General features: G+C 50.0%; 16 protein-coding genes and 1 pseudogene. 11 read left to right on the top strand and 6 right to left on the bottom strand.

The window, feature by feature from the left end:
• Positions 1-144 precede the first annotated feature (144 nt).
• From ACFS25_RS26855 to ACFS25_RS26845, 3 genes are all read left to right on the top strand, one after another.
• The gene (locus ACFS25_RS26855; RefSeq protein WP_381507450.1) at positions 145-639 is read left to right on the top strand and encodes a hypothetical protein; all 495 of its coding nucleotides are present in this window, start codon (positions 145-147) and stop codon (positions 637-639) included.
• Positions 640-878: 239 nt separating this feature from the next.
• Entirely contained in the window at positions 879-1115 is a 237-nt protein-coding gene (locus ACFS25_RS26850; RefSeq protein WP_381507448.1) for a hypothetical protein, read from the top strand.
• Between the two features lie 259 nt (positions 1116-1374).
• A complete protein-coding gene (locus tag ACFS25_RS26845; protein ID WP_381507445.1) occupies positions 1375-1911 on the top strand; it encodes a hypothetical protein in 537 nt (178 codons plus the stop codon).
• A gap of 382 nt (positions 1912-2293) precedes the next feature.
• Here the strand turns inward: ACFS25_RS26845 and ACFS25_RS26840 are convergent, their stop codons facing one another.
• The 3 genes from ACFS25_RS26840 to ACFS25_RS26830 form a co-directional block, all read right to left on the bottom strand.
• Positions 2294-2707: a hypothetical protein gene (locus tag ACFS25_RS26840; protein ID WP_381507443.1), complete on the bottom strand. Its 414-nt coding sequence runs from the start codon at positions 2705-2707 to the stop codon at positions 2294-2296.
• Positions 2708-3098: 391 nt separating this feature from the next.
• Positions 3099-4745 (bottom strand): ISL3 family transposase, encoded by a 1647-nt coding sequence (locus tag ACFS25_RS26835; protein WP_381507441.1) that lies wholly within the window; start codon positions 4743-4745, stop codon positions 3099-3101.
• Positions 4746-4813: 68 nt separating this feature from the next.
• The gene (locus tag ACFS25_RS26830; protein WP_381507439.1) at positions 4814-5266 is read right to left on the bottom strand and encodes a hypothetical protein; all 453 of its coding nucleotides are present in this window, start codon (positions 5264-5266) and stop codon (positions 4814-4816) included.
• A 296-nt stretch (positions 5267-5562) separates the two neighbouring features.
• On the opposite strand from ACFS25_RS26830, the gene ACFS25_RS26825 reads away from it, so the two are divergent.
• Complete coding sequence (locus ACFS25_RS26825) at positions 5563-5811, top strand: hypothetical protein (protein WP_381507436.1); 249 nt, start codon at positions 5563-5565, stop codon at positions 5809-5811.
• 759 nt (positions 5812-6570) lie between these two features.
• On the opposite strand, the gene ACFS25_RS26820 is transcribed toward ACFS25_RS26825, so the two are convergent.
• On the bottom strand, positions 6571-7014 hold the full coding sequence (locus ACFS25_RS26820; RefSeq protein ID WP_381507453.1) for a GtrA family protein: 444 nt from the start codon (positions 7012-7014) through the stop codon (positions 6571-6573).
• Between the two features lie 79 nt (positions 7015-7093).
• A pseudogene (locus tag ACFS25_RS26815) lies at positions 7094-8175 on the bottom strand (IS3 family transposase).
• A gap of 90 nt (positions 8176-8265) precedes the next feature.
• Here ACFS25_RS26815 and ACFS25_RS26810 point away from each other — a divergent pair.
• From ACFS25_RS26810 to ACFS25_RS26800, 3 genes are all read left to right on the top strand, one after another.
• Complete coding sequence (locus ACFS25_RS26810; protein ID WP_381507433.1) at positions 8266-8820, top strand: Crp/Fnr family transcriptional regulator; 555 nt, start codon at positions 8266-8268, stop codon at positions 8818-8820.
• Between the two features lie 120 nt (positions 8821-8940).
• Positions 8941-9849, top strand: a complete 909-nt coding sequence (locus ACFS25_RS26805; RefSeq protein ID WP_381507430.1) for a TIGR01777 family oxidoreductase — start codon at positions 8941-8943, stop codon at positions 9847-9849.
• A 518-nt stretch (positions 9850-10367) separates the two neighbouring features.
• A complete protein-coding gene (locus tag ACFS25_RS26800; protein WP_381507426.1) occupies positions 10368-10886 on the top strand; it encodes an AraC family ligand binding domain-containing protein in 519 nt (172 codons plus the stop codon).
• Here the strand turns inward: ACFS25_RS26800 and ACFS25_RS26795 are convergent.
• On the bottom strand, positions 10833-11552 hold the full coding sequence (locus tag ACFS25_RS26795) for an IS5 family transposase (protein WP_381507423.1): 720 nt from the start codon (positions 11550-11552) through the stop codon (positions 10833-10835). The genes ACFS25_RS26800 and ACFS25_RS26795 overlap by 54 nt on opposite strands.
• Before the next feature lie 284 nt (positions 11553-11836).
• On the opposite strand from ACFS25_RS26795, the gene ACFS25_RS26790 reads away from it, so the two are divergent.
• The 4 genes from ACFS25_RS26790 (at position 11837) to ACFS25_RS26775 (ending at position 16801) form a co-directional block, all read left to right on the top strand.
• Complete coding sequence (locus ACFS25_RS26790) at positions 11837-12742, top strand: helix-turn-helix transcriptional regulator (protein WP_381507420.1); 906 nt, start codon at positions 11837-11839, stop codon at positions 12740-12742.
• Between the two features lie 89 nt (positions 12743-12831).
• Positions 12832-13884: a DUF6268 family outer membrane beta-barrel protein gene (locus ACFS25_RS26785; RefSeq protein ID WP_381507417.1), complete on the top strand. Its 1053-nt coding sequence runs from the start codon at positions 12832-12834 to the stop codon at positions 13882-13884.
• A 71-nt stretch (positions 13885-13955) separates the two neighbouring features.
• Positions 13956-15695, top strand: coding sequence for a CocE/NonD family hydrolase (locus ACFS25_RS26780; protein WP_381507414.1), 1740 nt, complete (start codon positions 13956-13958; stop codon positions 15693-15695).
• Positions 15692-16801: an MBL fold metallo-hydrolase gene (locus tag ACFS25_RS26775; protein WP_381507411.1), complete on the top strand. Its 1110-nt coding sequence runs from the start codon at positions 15692-15694 to the stop codon at positions 16799-16801. The genes ACFS25_RS26780 and ACFS25_RS26775 overlap by 4 nt, the downstream gene beginning before the upstream one ends.
• Positions 16802-16866 lie beyond the last annotated feature (65 nt).

Below are 16866 nucleotides of genomic sequence, written 5' to 3'. Positions count from 1 at the left end.
TGTTGCAAAAGCTTGGATGGAGTCTTTAAGGGTAGGTAACGACTTTTGCAACAACCACATCACTTATACAACTTGATGCTTACAACTAATTAAAATTAGTTGGACTCATTCCTTTAGTATATCCATCAAAATCTTACTCGCCTTATGAAAACTCAGACTCTTTCCCTGTTTCTGCTACTCGCCATAACTGCTTGTCATCAAAATAACTCTAATCCTGCCCCTAATGATCGTCCATATGACGGCACTTATGAAATTTATAGACTTGTCCAATATCAAGACAATCAAGTCGTATTAGATGGATTCTTACCCTATACAACTATGGATAGTAGTATTCTAACTAAGCGAGTTAGTGTAGATATATATCCAGAAAATAACTACGCTACACCAGTTTCCTTGGCCATGGGTGAACGAACTAATAGTGCAAAGAGTCAAAGAGTAGTCGTAAACAGTTTGAGCAGTACGCTTACGTATGCTCGACCCGTAATGGATGGCCATGATTTTTATCAAAATGATACGGTTAAAGTTGGTCACAGCAGTGGGAGTGAAATAAACTTTGATATTGCCAAGAAAGACTCAGCCGGCCATACTATCCGCTATATCTTTAGGGCTAAGAAAGTAGACCTATCCGGTCATTTTTAGGAGCCCAACTTTGACGTTATTCGAGGGCCAGAACAAAGTGTGTTCGTGCAACTATCTAGTTTAAATCCCTTTACATAAGTATTGTGGCTGTTGCAAAAGTCTGTAATGAGTTAGGGAAGCTTGGTTCGCCAGCCAATTTCTGACCATTGAAAGGCCGAAAATCACCTTTCAGCAGAGATATTTTTAGCAAGTGTTGACTTTTGCAACAGCCACGGAGATTATACAACAAAAAAGTGTCTATGAATAAACCTATACCAACTCAAGAGACTTACGAAGAAGCTAAAAAGAATCCAGGAGACTGGGTGTATGTAATTGATCCAAAGTACAACGGCCAAGAAAACGTGCCTCTAAAAGGTATTGTTGGTGCTTGGAAGGTGGATTATACGGGGCGCTTAACCGGAACTTTCCACTTCAACCAGAACTACGAGTCAAAGCAGGAGCCAATTAGTAGTAAAAAGCGTTGGTGGAAATTTTAGTTAACAAATTGCCACTTATATAACTTTAGGACTGGCCCAAAACTTAAATTATCATAAAGTGAGTGATGAGTTCACACCAAAGCTAGTAAACCTTTTTGATGGTCTGTTTAGCTGTCATTTCTGCCAAACATAAGCTTGATAATGCTTATTAAGCTCTCCCGCTCAGTCAATATTTCCGAACACAGGGCCTCTCCTAGAGTTATTCTTTTGCCTACTAAATCTTCTTAGTTGGTTTACACAACAAAACGTACCATTCGTTATGATTAATCAAACTGATAACACCAGCTTAAACACCTCGTCCGGATCAATGCCAATGATGACGGCTATATTCAATAGTCGCGACGCGGCAGAGACCGCTTACGACGCGCTGTTATCTCATGGCTTTTCGAAAGATGAGGTGAACATCGTCATGACGGATGAAACCCGTAAACAGCATTTTGATAAGACTGACTCGGATGATTCGGCCTTAGCGGATAAAACCCTGGAAGGAGCTGGCAAAGGCTCCGCTATTGGGGGTACTCTGGGAGCGGTCGCAGCAGCCATAGCTGCTATTGGCACAACTTTGGCGTTGCCGGGTTTGGGCTTACTGATAGCGGGTCCGCTAGCGGCTGGCTTAGCGGGTGCTGGAGCAGGTGGCTTAGCGGGTGGGTTGATTGGAGCTTTAGTGAATTCGGGTATTCCTGAAGAAACGGCCAAAGCCTATGAATCGGGACTTAAGGACGGTGGTATTGTCGTGGGGGTGCATCCTCGTGATGAAGCTGATAAGACTTATTTGACTCAGCAGGGGTTTCATTAAGCTTAAGCGTGTCTTCTGTAATAGCCAACGTCTTTTGACAGTAAGGAGCAGGCATAAATAAGTTTTTTCCCAGAAAAGCTAAAGCAGCACTGATTTGTGCTGCTTTAGCTTTTCTGCATTAATTCATATAACATAAAATCAGTGGCTGTTGCAAAAGTCGCTACGGCTGTAGAAAGGCTCGTTGACCCGGCAAGTTTAACCTCGAATGGGGTCGTAACCGGTACTCCATTTAAGCATTTTAATTCCCTTCCAGACTTTTGCAACAGCCACATGATTTATACAACAGTTATCCAGAAAATACAATACTTGGCTACTTCTATCTAAAGCCAAGTATTGTATTTTTATTCTTTTCGTGAACTATCTGCAACGTTGTAAGCCTTGCTTACTCTTCTTGTTCTGGTAAGGAGGCTACTAAGGTAACATAAGCTTTAGGGGTTAAAGTAATGTAGTGCCCTTGCTCATCGCTGTTAATGATACCAATTTGATTTTTTTTGTAGACTAAGCTGAATGTATCGTCTCCTAAATAGTTGCGTCCACTTTCAATGATATTGACGTTTTGGTAAGAATAGGCGATTTTGGATTTACCTGAACTACCCTTGACTAGTAAATCAACGTGTTGCTCATCGACTACTGTCAGGGTAACTAAGCCCATCGGAGCCAGATCGTCTTTACTAGCTGTTGAATATTGAGTGAACTTGTAGGAGCCAGCAATGCGAGATGAGGGAGCAATGTTGGGAGCAGGGCTACAAGCGTTAATCCAGAGCCAGACTAGTGGCAGACAAAATCGTTTTATCATCGGAATAGAGAAGAAGAGGTGGTGTAGCAAAGCTAACTCTTTGATGATCAGTTTTCAATTAATCAAGAGAAAGTACAAGGCTTAGGTAATTCCTGCAACTACTCAAATGTTATATTTTCTGGATAGCTGTTGTATAAATCATGTGGCTGTTGCAAAAGTCGATGGTCGCCCCGAACTAGTCAGTAAATCGACTAATTTCATCAAAAACCAGGCTGAATCAGGCAGATTATTAAAGGAGGATTACTTTACATCAGCGTTCTCCAACAGCCACTAATGTGATATTGTTTGTCTTTAGTAAGAAAATGACGAAGCTTAAATTCTACTATAGATTTGTCATAAGTCAACTACTTCGCTGCGCTTAATTGTGTATTTCGGCCAAAGTGGTTCAGCGTCACTTTGGGGGAGCCGTCCAATTTCGAGCCAACACGCGCAGCCGCAATAACTCAAAACTGGCCTTCCCATACATAGCACGTTTAATGGTCTTCAGCCGATTGACTTGCCCTTCCGTTTGCCCATTGCTCCACGCCGAACAAAAGGCTTGCTTAACAGCAGCATAATCCTGTCGTAAGCCTCGAACAAATCCGTTAAGAGCAGACAATGCCCCAGCTTTTACACACCACCCTGCTAAGCCATCTGCCAATTTGGCTTTCATCATGGCCTTGAAGCGTAGAATCAATTGACGTACTTGGCTAATCGATGCATTCTGATTCAATAAGCAATCCAGAAAGGGTCGATCGGTTTTCGGCCAATCGGACTCATCCTGACCAAGAAGTCGGCTCAACCGGCGACTTGAATAACTAAAGCCTTTCTGAGCAGGCGGCAGAGCCGATTCTTGGATAAGGCGTGGGTAATCGGCCAAAAAAGTAGTTAGAATGGTATAGCCACCATTGTACCCTTGCGCCTTGATCTCTTCAAAGAGTACAGTGACGCTGGTTTCCCCTTCCAACCATCGCTTGCGTAAGTATCCTTCGTAGCCATATAAGTTGGACCGCTTTGGCTTAGGACGGGGCACGAAACTATCTTGGGCAAAGTACTGCTTGATAGTGTTACGGGCTGCCCCCAGATGGCGCGTGACGGCTCGAATGCCGTGGCCTTGTCGCTGTAATTCTTTCGTTTTTTGGTAAACTGCATAGCGTTTGTCAGGGGGTATAACTGATGGGCTTGATGCTGAAGAGGTTGACACTTTTTGCTGGTCAATGAGTAGCGGTAAACTAGCTTCAGTCAATACGATAGGCGCAATAATCGACTGATTTACTGACTCTTGTGTCATAATTTGTGCTACTTCATTGATGGATGCCCGTTGCGTATCCAAGAACCGTTCGACCGTTTCAGAAAGATTTTTCAATAGATGCCATCGGTCAGCCACTTGAATGGCATTAGGGCAGGCTGCGGAGACGGCATTGGCATACACACTCGAACGGTCGCGCGTGACCAACTCAATGCCGGGATGGGCACGAAGCCAATCTTCCAGCGTCTTACCCTCTCGATCCGGCAACAGGTCGATTGGTTTATGCTGATCCAGATCAATCAAAATCGTGCCATAGTTACGTCCTTTCTTAAACGCAAAATCATCTATGCCTAATCGCTTGGGTGTTTCCAAGACTGGCGTTGGGGTTTTACGGATGACCCGTAAGACGGTAGAGGCACTTACAGTCTGGCCAATAGTATGACATAAACGAGCCCCTGGTTTGGCACCGGTCTGTAACCCAATGGTTTGTATCTGCTGGTCTGCTCTAAGCAGTCGTCTGGCGTAGGGCTTACAGACGGAGCTACATGATTGGGCAAATACTTTGCGCGGGCAGTCGGCTAGCGGGCAGAAAAACTTACGCAGTCGTACCAACAGCTTGATGCGTTTACCACTTATGGGTAGATCACCTAGGGTACGCTGATAGAAACTATGTACCCGGCTGGTGGGCGTGTGACAAATTGGGCAGGTTCCAACCGCATTGGTTGCTATCAAACCAATGATCAGTGAATCGTATGTGAATTGTTGGCCGCAGAATAGAAATCCAGGCGGCAAGAGTGGGGACAGATCCATACCCACTTAACAAAGAAAACTACCAAGATTCACCTAAAGTGACGCTGAACCAGTTTACTCCGAAATACTCAATAAGCCAGAACGCGATTAGTATTGCTATCAAGAGGATACTGAAAGGGGCGCCCGGCATAGACTTCGGTGAAGTATTCTCGCCCACTTAGTTGGCTGTTCTGATAAGCATACGTACTTGATACGGTCGGACTAATTATCCATTTACCGTAATCTTGTGAAGAGTGCGTTAAATCAACGTTGATTAGCCGTTGCTGATTATCATAGCCAAACCGCATACTATCTTGGGAAAAGACCGGGTAACTAATCCCGGCCATTTGTACGGTATCTAAACTGACCAAGTTAGAATAAAGGCCTAGATACACCGTAGTTATCGCTTTAGGCCGCTGGGTAGGAGGCTCGCTAAGGGCGTGGTCAACGGATGGCTGATGGCATCCTGCTAGAGCAACCAGTAAAAGGAGGCTACTTAAGGCGGAAACGAAGTGATTGGTTGCTGATCGAGTCAAGGTCATTCGGTATAGGTGATGTGGCTACGGGCCGCCGTAGCAAAAGTCATCTAGATGTTTGGTAAGTTCAATACGTAAGCCTCATCCTGCTCCAGTTTTCCTCGCCAACAAGGGCTTTAAACGGAAATCTAAACCATCATCGACTTTTGCAACAGCCACATCAGTTATACAACAGGTCTGGGAAATGTACAAAGTTTAGACGACCCTAAATTTTGTACTCAGATTGCCTACAGTGACTACCAAGTTACACTGTTATCGGCAGGTTGTCCACTTTAGAAAACATCCTTAAACTTACTGGAACGATGCGAATTGACCGTTATAAAACCGTGTTGAACTGGGTTATTTTACTAGCTCCACTGGCTCCCTACTTACTTAGACCAGGCTTTATTGGGGATTATTTCTATCCCTACATGGGGGTTTACGCGGTCGTTTTACTGCTTTGGGGGTACGCCCGATGGCGGAGTTGGTCCAAAGCCTTTGCCGTGATGGGCATTACAGCAGCCGTCGGGCTGTTACTGTTCTCAATTGTTTACTTTAATAGCGCCCGGTAGCAGATCAGCTGGTAATTTTTTTACGTTCGCCAGCCATTATTTCTTAGTCTAAGCCGCTTCATCCTAGCCTAGATGAGCGGCTTTCTCTATAACCTAAATTTTTTTAATCTCTATTTATGCGCCAGTCTTGTACAGTTGGGGTTCACGGCTGTAGTTTTCGTGTCCTTTGGCCACGGGATTTTCTGAGACATGTCTCATCCCAACTGTGAACAAAAAAGGCCATAAGAATTTAACTGCTTATACTATAAGTCCCCCTTTTCATCTATGTACTGTCCTAATTAGTCGATTAATCGATTAAGCAATGATTTAAGGCTGTACTTTAGCTGCTTAAAGATTAGGTTGTAAAAAGCAGCTTGGCGAATTGCTAAGCTGCTTTTTTGTCCACAGTTGGGGTGGTCTATGCCTAAGAAAATCCTGGGGTTTGGGGCAAAGCCCCAACTACTAAAAACAGCGTCGCAGACTCCTATAACAGGGATAAAAATACAAAAATGCTAGTGGTGACATCGGATGTCACCACTAGCATTTTTTCAAGGGTTGTTGTATAACTATGGTGGCTGTTGCAAAAGTCGATACGGCTGTAGACGGGCTCGTTGACCCGGCAAGTTTAACCACGAATTGGGTTGTAACGGGTCCCCAATGTATGCCTTTTAAACCCATTACAGACTTTTGCAATAGCCACTATGATTATATGAAGAGACTATTTCATGAATTGAATAGGGTGGGATTCTATATGTGCATTGAATTTGTTCAATTTACCTTTTACAGATTAAGTAGGTTTTTCAGTTTCTCATAAAAACCAGTGTTACGAAATGTGAATTGTTTGTGTAGTATATAGTTATTTAAAAAACTGGCTCCCATGCCTAAGACTTGTGCTACGAGTTTATTAACGTTAATTTCCTTTATCGAGAAAGGAATTAGCAAGGTGAGTTGCTCAAACTTATTGGTTGAGTAGTCATAAAGTAGGGTTGACCCATAGACTGTGATTATACAGGAAATAATTGAGACTATGGTAAACTTAACTGCTTCACGATTGGTCTGAGCTGAGTTCTTTGCATTGAAAGCAAACAGCTTCGTCAAGAAGAACCCAACGAAAAACGCCACTAAGTAGCCTATTAACAGTGCTTGTCTGTAACTAAGTTGAAACCAGTCCTGGAGTAAACTACCAGCTATGAGTTGTATCGAAGCCCCAATAGCTGCTACAATAAAATAAGCTAAAACATCGCGACGATTAAAAAGCTCATTATGTTCTTACCCCGTTTTATGAGCCAGTTTTGACTAGAGTTTAAGCCGCCTGTCGGTATTCGACGGGTGTCATAAACTTTAACGCCTGATGGGGACGTTCCGTATTATACTCCACTAGCCAGGTTTCCACCGTTCGGCGCACCTGGGCCAGACTACTGAACAGATTGGCGTTCAGTACTTCCCGTCGAAAGGTGCCATTAAACCGTTCGATATACGCATTCTGAGTCGGCTTCCCTGGCTCAATCCAGTGCAATACTACTTTTTTATCAGTACACCAATCTTGCAGCGTTTGGCTAATGAACTCGGGGCCATTGTCGCTTCGTAACCGCTCCGGTTTGCCAAATCGTTCGACTAGCTGATCTAATAGCCTAGTTACTCGCTGAGCAGGCAAAGAGTAGTCTACTTCAATTCCCAAGGCCTCCCGATTAAAGTCATCCAGCACATTTAAGGTGCGGAATTTACGGCCATCCGTTAAGGTATCGGTTGTGAAATCCAATGACCAACAACCATTACAAGCTATCGCTTTAGGCAACGGTTGCCGAACCGATTCAGGTAACCGCTTTCTCAGCTTACGGGGTAGTGTTAAACCTGCTGATCGATATAAACGCCTGACACGCTTATGGTTAGCTATCTCACCTTGCTTGCGTAACTTCTTGTGAATCTTCAGTAAACCCCAATGTTTGTAGCGGTTAGCCACCTGTCGAATACGGTCTTGAAGAGCCTCGTCCTTCTCCTTAACGGCCACCGGCTCCGCCATCGAGTTCCGGCTAAGGCCTGTCCAACGGCAGGCTTTGCGTTGGCTGATCTGCTTTTCAGCGACCATCCACTTGACCAACGCTCTGCGCTCAACAGGCCCTACCACTTTTTTTGGAGTGCCTCCTTGGTAATCTCGTGTTGCAAACTTAGTTCAGCATACATCTTTTTGAGCCGTCGATTTTCGTCTTCGAGGTCTTTCAGTCGCTTCACTTCCGAAACTTGCATACCGCCGTATTTAGCTTTCCAATTATAAAAAGTGGCCTCGCTCACACCATGTTCGCGGCTGATCTGAGCAACCGTTTGACCACTGTCTTGCTGTTTAAGAATCGCCACGATTTGCGATTCAGTGAATTTGCCTTGTTTCATGTCCCTCTGGGTTACCAATGAAAGTTAGTTTTTTTTACTCTACTTTTCACTGGCTCATTTTCAGGGGGGCAGGACAAAATGCGCCAGCACATGAGTCATTTTTCCCACTTGGGCGATAACGAATGGGACGCTCTTGTGCCCCATCTGTCGATCGTTACCCTAAAGAAACACCAGTATCTCATTCAACAGGGTAGCGTGGCTAATCAAATTGGCTTCGTAGTCGACGGACTGTTTCGTCAATTTTATACCAAAGATGGTAACGAAAGAACAACCTACTTTTTCTTAGAGGGTCAACTGGTTAGCGCTTACATGAGTTGCATCACAAATCGTCCTTCGCCCGTCACGATTGAAGCCCTTAGTGACGTAACCTGCCTTTGCTTCTCCTATTCGGTGCTCAAATCGCTCTTTGATCAATATCCCGGCTGGCAGTTGTTTGGGCGACGGCTCGCGGAATATATCATGGTTGCTTTAGAAGAGCGCATGGCGGGACTGTTACTACTGAGTCCCGAAGAGCGCTACCTGGATCTAGTGGAAGGTGACCAGAAAAACCTACTGCAACGGGTCCCCCAGCACTATATCGCCAATTATTTAGGTATTACCCCCGTTAGTCTAAGCCGCATTCGCCATCGGGTGAGCCGAAGGTAATCGGTGGCCCGGTAGTCCCATCACAGTGCCCGCGATTTCTGTAGACGTGCTTCTTATCTTATGTTATCGTTCTGAGCCGCCACGCTCCGCTAGCTTTGTTGAATCTAAATCAATAGGGTTATGAAAACGCATCACGTTTTAATCACCGGTGGCAACGGGCTGGTCGGTAAGCCGTTAACTCAGGCCTTACTGCAGCAAGGCCATCGCGTGAGTCACCTCAGCCGCCAGCCCAGTCATATTGACGGTGTAACGACCTATGGCTGGGATATACCGAAAGGGCAAATCGACGAACACTGCCTGGAGGGTGTGGATACGATTATTCATCTCGCCGGGGCCGATATCGCCAGTGAGCCCTGGACGCCTGAGCGGAAGACTGAACTTATCAGCAGCCGCATCGAGTCAATCCGGCTCCTCTACCGCCTGATGCGTCAACAGACGCACACGGTCCACTCGATCATTTCGGCCTCTGGCATTGTCTACTATGGCAACCGGGGTGATGACCTGTTAACCGAACAAAGTGCACCCGCTACTGATTTTTTGGCTACCTGTACGAGTCAATGGGAAGCGGCCGTCGATGAAGGAAAAGCCCTGAATCTGCGCGTGGTTAAGTTCCGAACCGGCGTGGTGCTGACCAAAGAAGGCGGGGCGCTGCCAGCGCTGGCGCAACCCGTACAATCGGGTTATGGAGCCCCCATAGGCACTGGCCATCAATGGGTGTCCTGGATTCACCTTCAAGACGTGGTCGGCTTATATCTGCTGGCCGTTACTAATTTTTCCCTGGAAGGAGTATTTAACCAAACGGCTCCTGAACCCGTTACGAATCGGCAATTGGTGGATGCGATTGCCCGGCAGTTCAACAAATCACTGTGGATGCCTTCCACCCCCAGGTTTCTCTTAAAGATGATTATGGGCGAACGCAGCACCTTTGTCCTGAGCAGCATTAACGCCAGGCCCTCCGCCCTCCTCCAGCAACTATATACTTACCATTACCCTACCATCAACGGAGCCCTTAAGAGTATCTATGCATAACCTACGCTTGAGTTTATTCATATAATTCAACTCTTCTTTTTTGTATGACTTGAAAGGTCCCGTTTTCTCGTTTTTCTCGCTTAACATAACTCCGGTTGCACAACGCGTTTGGGAAATGTACAAACTAACTTAGGGTTAGCCATTTGTACATTTCCCAAACGCGTTGTGCATTTCAACTTATGGAATGAGAAATCAGATTGGACGGGACTGTCGTATGATCCTCTATAAAGCAATCGCTTTCTTTACCAAATTTTATAGCTTATGATCACGTGACGGATTTCACGCAGGGCCGCCTGTGTGGTCCACCGTTGCGACCGTCCGAGGTTGCGGTACGAAACCAATGCTTTGAAACAGGCCCCCTAAGAACCTCCAAACCAACACCTCCGAGCAAAGAACATAGCAGACAATATACGGGAGCGCGGTGAAAACGCAGGCAATGCTATGATACCAAGTGCCTGTTACAGTACGCGACCAAACCATTCAAAACCCTTAACTTCATATTGTGAACTTAACAGGTAATGCGTAAAAAAAACACATCCATTCCTATAAACTCTATAGTGAACGAGTTTAGCGCAGGTATTGCCATTGAAAGGACATCGTTTAAAACTTTACCCAATTTTGAGGAGGCAAAACAATCCCATCGGGAAGACCGGCATACATTTTTCCTGCTTGAAAATGGAACCGTTCACATTGAAATTGATTTTCAAACCTACATCATTAAGCCCTCGTCTGTCATCTACATGCACCCTAATCAGGTACATCGTATCATAGAGATGGAGAATGTAACAGTCAGCACCTGGGCGATCAATAATGAAAATTTGAATCCTGACTATCTGAGGTTATTAGAAGGTATTACACCGGCAAAGCCATTAGCGTTAGACAAAGAAACATTTTCCATTATTTTTGAATTGGTATCACTCTGCCTGAAATTTTCTGAACGAAAAAACGACAGGCTTTATCACTCCTTAGAGGGTGTTGGGAAATTATCTTGGGGGCATTGGTTTGATTCGTTGCAACATCATTTGAATGTTGGCTAAAAGTAGCCAGCCAACCCAAGAAGATGGCGTGTACTCGTAATCTTTTACCAGCCGCCGAAAGAAATTGGTCCAGGCTATGCTCCGTTCAACGACCCAGCGCTTGGCAACGGGTACGAAGCCCTGAGCTGATTCGGGACGAGAAGCCCGCTCAAAATCGATGTCCCAATGGGCCAGAGTTTTTCCAAAAATACCGCCGTATGACCCATCCCCAAACACCTTTTCAACGCGCTCACCGTACCACAAAATGTCACTCACCAAGACTAATGCGGCCGGGCCATCAGCGTCATTGGCCGCGTGTACATGAGCGGCCCACAAACGGCCACCGGTATCGACCAATAACTGGCGCTTACGCCCATTTACTTTTTTATGGGGGTCAAGACCTCGATATTCACAGATCAGAGGAGCTAACTTAACACGCTGACTGTCAACGCAAAAAACGGATGGAAAGGCTTTCCGTTCTTCTTGTTTTCGATCCAGTTGGTTCAACTCCCGGTTAATTCGTTCGAGTGTCCCATCGGTTTTCCATCGGTCAAGATAATAGTACACAGCCTGCCAATGCGGGTACTCATCAGGTAGATTTCGCCATTGGCAGCCGGTGCGAAGCAACCACAAGATGGCATTCATCACGTTACATAAATCGAGTTTTCGTTTGCGTTTAAGGGGCAAAAAGGGCGATATTGCTGCCCACTGGTAGTCGCCGGGCTGCCGGAGCGGTCAGTTTAGTAAACTGTTTGGTCATCTCCTTGTAGTTTGGCGACCACAAAGGTGATACGGCTATCAGCTTTTTTCAATTCCCCAACACGCTCTAAATCTGTGTTCGGACTGGCCATTTTTCAATTAAAAATGGCGGGATTAGCCAAAAATGGTATTTTTCAAATAAAAAGGCGACAATCTGTGGTTTTTTTCCAGCAAAATGGGTACCTAAACAGTTACTTTTTTGTTTGCCTATTATGCCTGACCAACAAGCACTGCATCAACTTGCCAGCGTTGCCATGGATTATGTTTCTGAGAGCTTCGAGCCAGTCCCCTTGGTCACCAGCGCGCCCTTATCGTGGCAGGGGGTACGGGTGGAGCAGTACCACCTGGGGGCTGGCGAGTTACCGGCGCACTACCAGGCGCACCACTTGCTGATGCTCTACCAGGTCGAGATACCGCTGGTCATGCAGCATCGGCACGGCACGCGGGTAAGTAAGAATGTGTTCCGCACCGGCGACCTGGGCCTGTACCCCGGCGGTGAATACGACCTTTCGCTAACCTGGAATACCCCCAGCGATAACATCTACCTTACCGTTGATAACCAGTATATGGCGCAGATTGCAGATCAGGTACTGAACCGGACGCCATTTACCTTGTCCAGGCGGCCGCAGTTTCACGACCCCTTCCTGGTCCAGCTTGGCCGACAGTTGCTGGCTGCGGCCGGCAGTCGGCACGCGCTGGGCCTGCTTTATATCGAGTCCCTGACCAACGCGCTGTGCCACCACCTCATTGAGTACCAGGCCACGGAGCGGGTCAGCCGCCGGGCGCAGCGGCTGACCGGGCCGGTACTGGCCCGCATCGATGCCTATCTGGAGGCCTACGTTGAGGCCCCCGTGACGCTGGAAACCCTGGCGGGTCTGGCCCACCTAAGCGTGTTTCACTTCGCCCGTCTCTTCAAGCAAACCACCGGCCTGTCGCCCTACCAATATGTGCTGCGCTGGAAAATTCAGCGGGCCCAATACCTGCTGCGTCTGGGCGGGGCACCCGTGGCCGATATTGGCGATGCGCTGGGCTTTGGCTCGCTGGCCAGCTTTTCGACTGCCTTCAAACGCGCGGTGGGTCGCAGCCCGCAGCAGTTTCAACGGAACCCGGCGGGGTAGAAAAGAGCAAGAATTCACAAACGAACAGCCCGTAAAAAGCAAGAACCGGTAAATGGACCCGTGCCGGGCCAGCGACCTTTGTGGTCGTTATGAAACAGCAACGTTCACTCCTGAATAAGCCGCTCTCAATCACCTCTGGTTACGCGGTGGTCAACATAATGGGCTGGGCTCGCCAACCTATCACGAATGTAGGATACGACTCCGTTTGGCGGGCAAGGGCCATAGCACATCAGTTTCGCCTTCAATGCTGGGTTTTGCAGGCCCTGCTGGTCGTACTGCCCTTGGTTGGGCGGGGGCAGGGGTATACGGAAGGGGTCAGCCTCAATGCTGACGTACTTCCCCTGTCCATCGGGGGGCCTGACCACGCATCCAGCTTCCGGGCGTTCAGCATACGGGCCAGCGTGATTGTTCCTTTTTTTCTCAAAAAAGACAAGTCGCAGGCCCTGTTGCTGGGAGCGGGGGGGGAAGCGGTGTATTTCGACGGCAGCCGACCGGGCTTCGAGGTGAAGCACCTGTACGCCGGGGCACCCGTGCTTGGCTACACCCGTCAGATCACGCAAAAGCTACGGCTGACGGGCATTTTTATTCCTACCCTCAGCGCCGACTATCAACAGATTAAGGGCAGCGATGTACAATACGGTGGTATTGTGCGGGGCGTGTACCGTGTGAGACCGACGCTGGCGTTGCGGGCTGCGCTCGGCTACCGACAAACGTTTTATGGCCCCATCTACATCGTACTTGGCGGATTGGACTGGCAGGTATCCAGGAAGGTGCGTGTTTTTGGTGATCTGCCCGCTAACCTGACGGGTGCCTGGGCGGCTACCCCCAAAGTCAACGCGGGTTTCGATATGGCGGCTAATTTCAGCACCTACTCCTTGTCGGTGGCCAACGAGTACGTTCGCTACCGTACCTTCCTGGCCGGCCTGTTTTGCGAATACTATGTGCGGCCCCAACTGGCCCTGCGCGCGACGGTAGGGTACAGTATCATCCGCAACCTGGAGGTTTACAGGCGAAACGACCGGGTGACTGGTGGCGTACTGGACTTTGTCAATCTGGGCCACTCCCCGACACCAATCAGCCCTGCCATCAGTAACGGCGTTGTAGCGCGCCTGACGCTTAGCTTCCGATTGCCCAACCCCTAAAACAGCGCAGGCCAATAGGGGGTGCATCTTACCCGTACTACTCGTTAACGCAAATTTTTCTTAGACAAATTATGAGTTTATCGTCAGATCCCCCTTCCCTGCGGGAAACGCTGAGAAAATCCGGCGCTCAGGCGCTGCGCACGGTGGCGCGCAGCCTGCGGTTTATTGGCAACGCCATCCGACCGGGTATCGAGGTCGTACCGGCGACGGCCGACATTCATATCGTGTGGGACGCGCCGGTGACGGTGCGCGACGGCACGGTGTTGCGGGTCAATATCTTTCGGCCTCCGGGTGACGGGCCGTTTCCCGTCATCCTATCGGCGCATCCCTATGGCAAGGATAAGATACCGGCCAAAACCCGTAGCGAACGTGGGGCACCGGTGCAGGCTCGCCTGTTGCCGCAGCCCCGGCCCATACGCATTTCGCAATACACCAGTTGGGAGGCCCCCGACCCGGCTGTGTGGGTCAAGGAAGGCTACGCGGTCATCAACGCCGACCTGCGCGGTGGCGGGACCTCCGAGGGCATGGGCGATCTGTTTTCCGATGGCGAAGCCGAGGACTACTATGATCTGATTGAGTGGGCCGGTACGCAGCCGTGGTCATCCGGTAAAGTGGGTCTCGACGGGGTTTCGTATCTGGCCATCAGCCAGTATAAGGTAGCCGCGCTGTATCCGCCCCACCTGGCCGCCATTTGCCCCTGGGAAGGACTGAGCGATCTGTACCGTGACTTCGCGCGACCGGGCGGTGTCCGGGAGGAAGGGTTCAGCCAGTTGTGGAGCTGGCTGACCGGTAAGGAAGCCCGCGTACGCACGTCCCTGTATCAGGCCATTCTCGACCATCCCCACCGGGACGACTGGTATAAGGCCCGAACGCCCCGGCTGGAAGACATCCAGGTACCCATCCTGGTCTGCGGCAGTTTCTCCGATCACTTGTTGCACACGCGCGGCTCGTTTGAGGTCTTCCGCCGGGCGGGGTCCGCGCAGAAGTGGCTGTACACGCACCGGGATGGCAAATGGTGCGCCTACTACAGCGAGGAAGCGACCCGCACCCGAATCCGTTTCTTCGATCACGTACTGAAGGGCACGGCAAACGGATGGGCCACGCAACCCGCCGTACGCCTGGCCCTAACCGAGACCGGTGCCAACCCGGTCGCCGTCCTGCCGGAATTGGCCTGGCCACCACCCGACCTGCAATGGCGTAAGCTTTGGCTGGATGCTGCGTCAGGCACCCTGCAAGGGGAGCAGGAGCCTGCGGTAGCGGCTACCGCCAGCTTTCAAACCCCTCAGGGCCGTGTCGGCTTTGTCTGGACGGTGCCGGAAGATATGGACATGATCGGCGAGATGGCGCTGTACCTGCACGTAGATGTTGAGGGCGCGGATGATGTGTCGCTATTCGCGGGGCTTCGCAAGTTCCGCGCCGGTGCCGAGGTCGTCTTTGAGGGTTCTTACGGCTTTTCGGGGGATATGGTTTCCAAGGGCTGGCAGCGGGTAGCCCAGCGTGAGCTTGACCCGGTGCTCTCTTCACCCGCGCAGCCCGTCCACCGGCACGAGCGGGATGAGCCGCTGCGGCCGGGTGAGGTGGTGCCGGTCGTCATGGCCATGCGGCCGCACGCCACGCGGCTGCGGCAGGGCAATCAACTCCAACTCGACATCCAGGGCCATTGGTTCTATCCCCGAAGCGTGTTTCGCGGTCAGTTCCCGGCGGCCTACCAGCCAAGTAACAAGGCCTTATGCACTTTGCACACAGGGGGTCTGTATTCCGCTTACCTGCTGGTCGGGACGCGGCCAGTAAAGGAGGGCTTCATGCGATGAAACAAAACACACGACGTTGGCTGGTCAGGGCAGGGGTAGCCCTGGCGGGTATAATCCTGGCCGCGGGCAGCATGCTGCTGATTCCTGCCGTGCAGGATCGGGTATTTACGCTGTTTGTGACGCAGCACCTGCGGACGGGGAATACCCCTTTTTTTAAAGACGACAACCTAAAGGTGCTGCTTTGCGGTACGTCGGCGCCGTTCGCCGACCCCAACCGCGCCCAGAGCTGCGTTGCCGTGTTCGCGAATGGTAAATACTACCTGGTGGATACGGGGCCGGGCAGCGGGCGTAACCTGGCGTTATGGCAGTTGCGGGGCCGGGAACTGGGAGCCGTCTTCCTGACGCATTTTCACTCCGACCACATCGGCGACCTGGGCGAGATCAACACCAACGCCTGGCTAGACGGTCATCCGGGGCCATTGCCGGTATATGGCGGCCCCGGAGTCGAGCCGGTTGTTCAGGGTTTTAACCAGGCGTATGCCCAGGATGAGGACTACAGGACGGTGAACACCGGGTCCGGTCTGCTGCCTCCGGCTGCGGCTACCATGCGGGCAACCACCATTTCGCTGGCTGGTCCGCCAACGCCCCGGATGAATCGTCGCAGTGCTCCGCTCCAGTTGGGGGGGCTGACCATAACCGCGTTTGAGGTGAATCACAAGCCCGCGGCACCCGCCTACGCCTATCGCTTCGATTATCGGGGGCGTTCTGTCACCATAAGCGGAGACACGCGCTATCATCCGCCCCTCGTTGCTGCCGCCCGAGGAAGTGACGTTTTGGTGCACGAGGCCCAGTCGCAGCACCTGGTGCGGCTCATTCAAGAGTCTGCCGCAACCACCGGCAATGCCCGCCTTGACCGGATCATGGGCGACATTCAGGCCTACCACGCTGACCCGATTGATGCGGCCCGCATCGCAAACGCTGCGCAGGTGCGGCTCCTCGTCTTTACCCACCTGAACCCGCCCCCGTCCAATCCGCTCACCTATAGTATGTTTTACCGGGGTCTGAACCGCGTACGTTCGACGGACTGGATCAGCGGGGTGGACGGCACCTTCATTACCCTCCCACCGGATTCCAAAGAGGTCATTGTTACTACCCTGAAACCTTGACCGGCACCAACTAATTTAGCCACCTGGTTGAATTGTATTGTTTTCAGCCGAGTTCGATGAGTGGG

Origin of the sequence: Spirosoma flavum (assembly GCF_042686045.1) — a bacterium.
Lineage (GTDB): Bacteria > Bacteroidota > Bacteroidia > Cytophagales > Spirosomataceae > Spirosoma > Spirosoma flavum.
This window is presented reverse-complemented; position numbering and strand designations above follow the sequence as displayed.

Bases quoted from the DNA above. Each gene is read 5' to 3' on its own strand.
- ACFS25_RS26780 (WP_381507414.1), top strand. From the start codon at position 13,956: ATGAGTTTATCGTCAGATCCCCCTTCCCTGCGGGAAACGCTGAGAAAA.
- ACFS25_RS26855 (WP_381507450.1), top strand. From the start codon at position 145: ATGAAAACTCAGACTCTTTCCCTGTTTCTGCTACTCGCCATAACTGCT.
- ACFS25_RS26825 (WP_381507436.1), top strand. From the start codon at position 5,563: ATGCGAATTGACCGTTATAAAACCGTGTTGAACTGGGTTATTTTACTA.
- ACFS25_RS26840 (WP_381507443.1), bottom strand. From the start codon at position 2,707: ATGATAAAACGATTTTGTCTGCCACTAGTCTGGCTCTGGATTAACGCT.
- ACFS25_RS26790 (WP_381507420.1), top strand. From the start codon at position 11,837: ATGCCTGACCAACAAGCACTGCATCAACTTGCCAGCGTTGCCATGGAT.
- ACFS25_RS26830 (WP_381507439.1), bottom strand. From the start codon at position 5,266: ATGACCTTGACTCGATCAGCAACCAATCACTTCGTTTCCGCCTTAAGT.
- ACFS25_RS26805 (WP_381507430.1), top strand. From the start codon at position 8,941: ATGAAAACGCATCACGTTTTAATCACCGGTGGCAACGGGCTGGTCGGT.
- ACFS25_RS26850 (WP_381507448.1), top strand. From the start codon at position 879: ATGAATAAACCTATACCAACTCAAGAGACTTACGAAGAAGCTAAAAAG.
- ACFS25_RS26785 (WP_381507417.1), top strand. From the start codon at position 12,832: ATGAAACAGCAACGTTCACTCCTGAATAAGCCGCTCTCAATCACCTCT.
- ACFS25_RS26775 (WP_381507411.1), top strand. From the start codon at position 15,692: ATGAAACAAAACACACGACGTTGGCTGGTCAGGGCAGGGGTAGCCCTG.
- ACFS25_RS26800 (WP_381507426.1), top strand. From the start codon at position 10,368: ATGCGTAAAAAAAACACATCCATTCCTATAAACTCTATAGTGAACGAG.
- ACFS25_RS26835 (WP_381507441.1), bottom strand. From the start codon at position 4,745: ATGGATCTGTCCCCACTCTTGCCGCCTGGATTTCTATTCTGCGGCCAA.
- ACFS25_RS26810 (WP_381507433.1), top strand. From the start codon at position 8,266: ATGAGTCATTTTTCCCACTTGGGCGATAACGAATGGGACGCTCTTGTG.
- ACFS25_RS26845 (WP_381507445.1), top strand. From the start codon at position 1,375: ATGATTAATCAAACTGATAACACCAGCTTAAACACCTCGTCCGGATCA.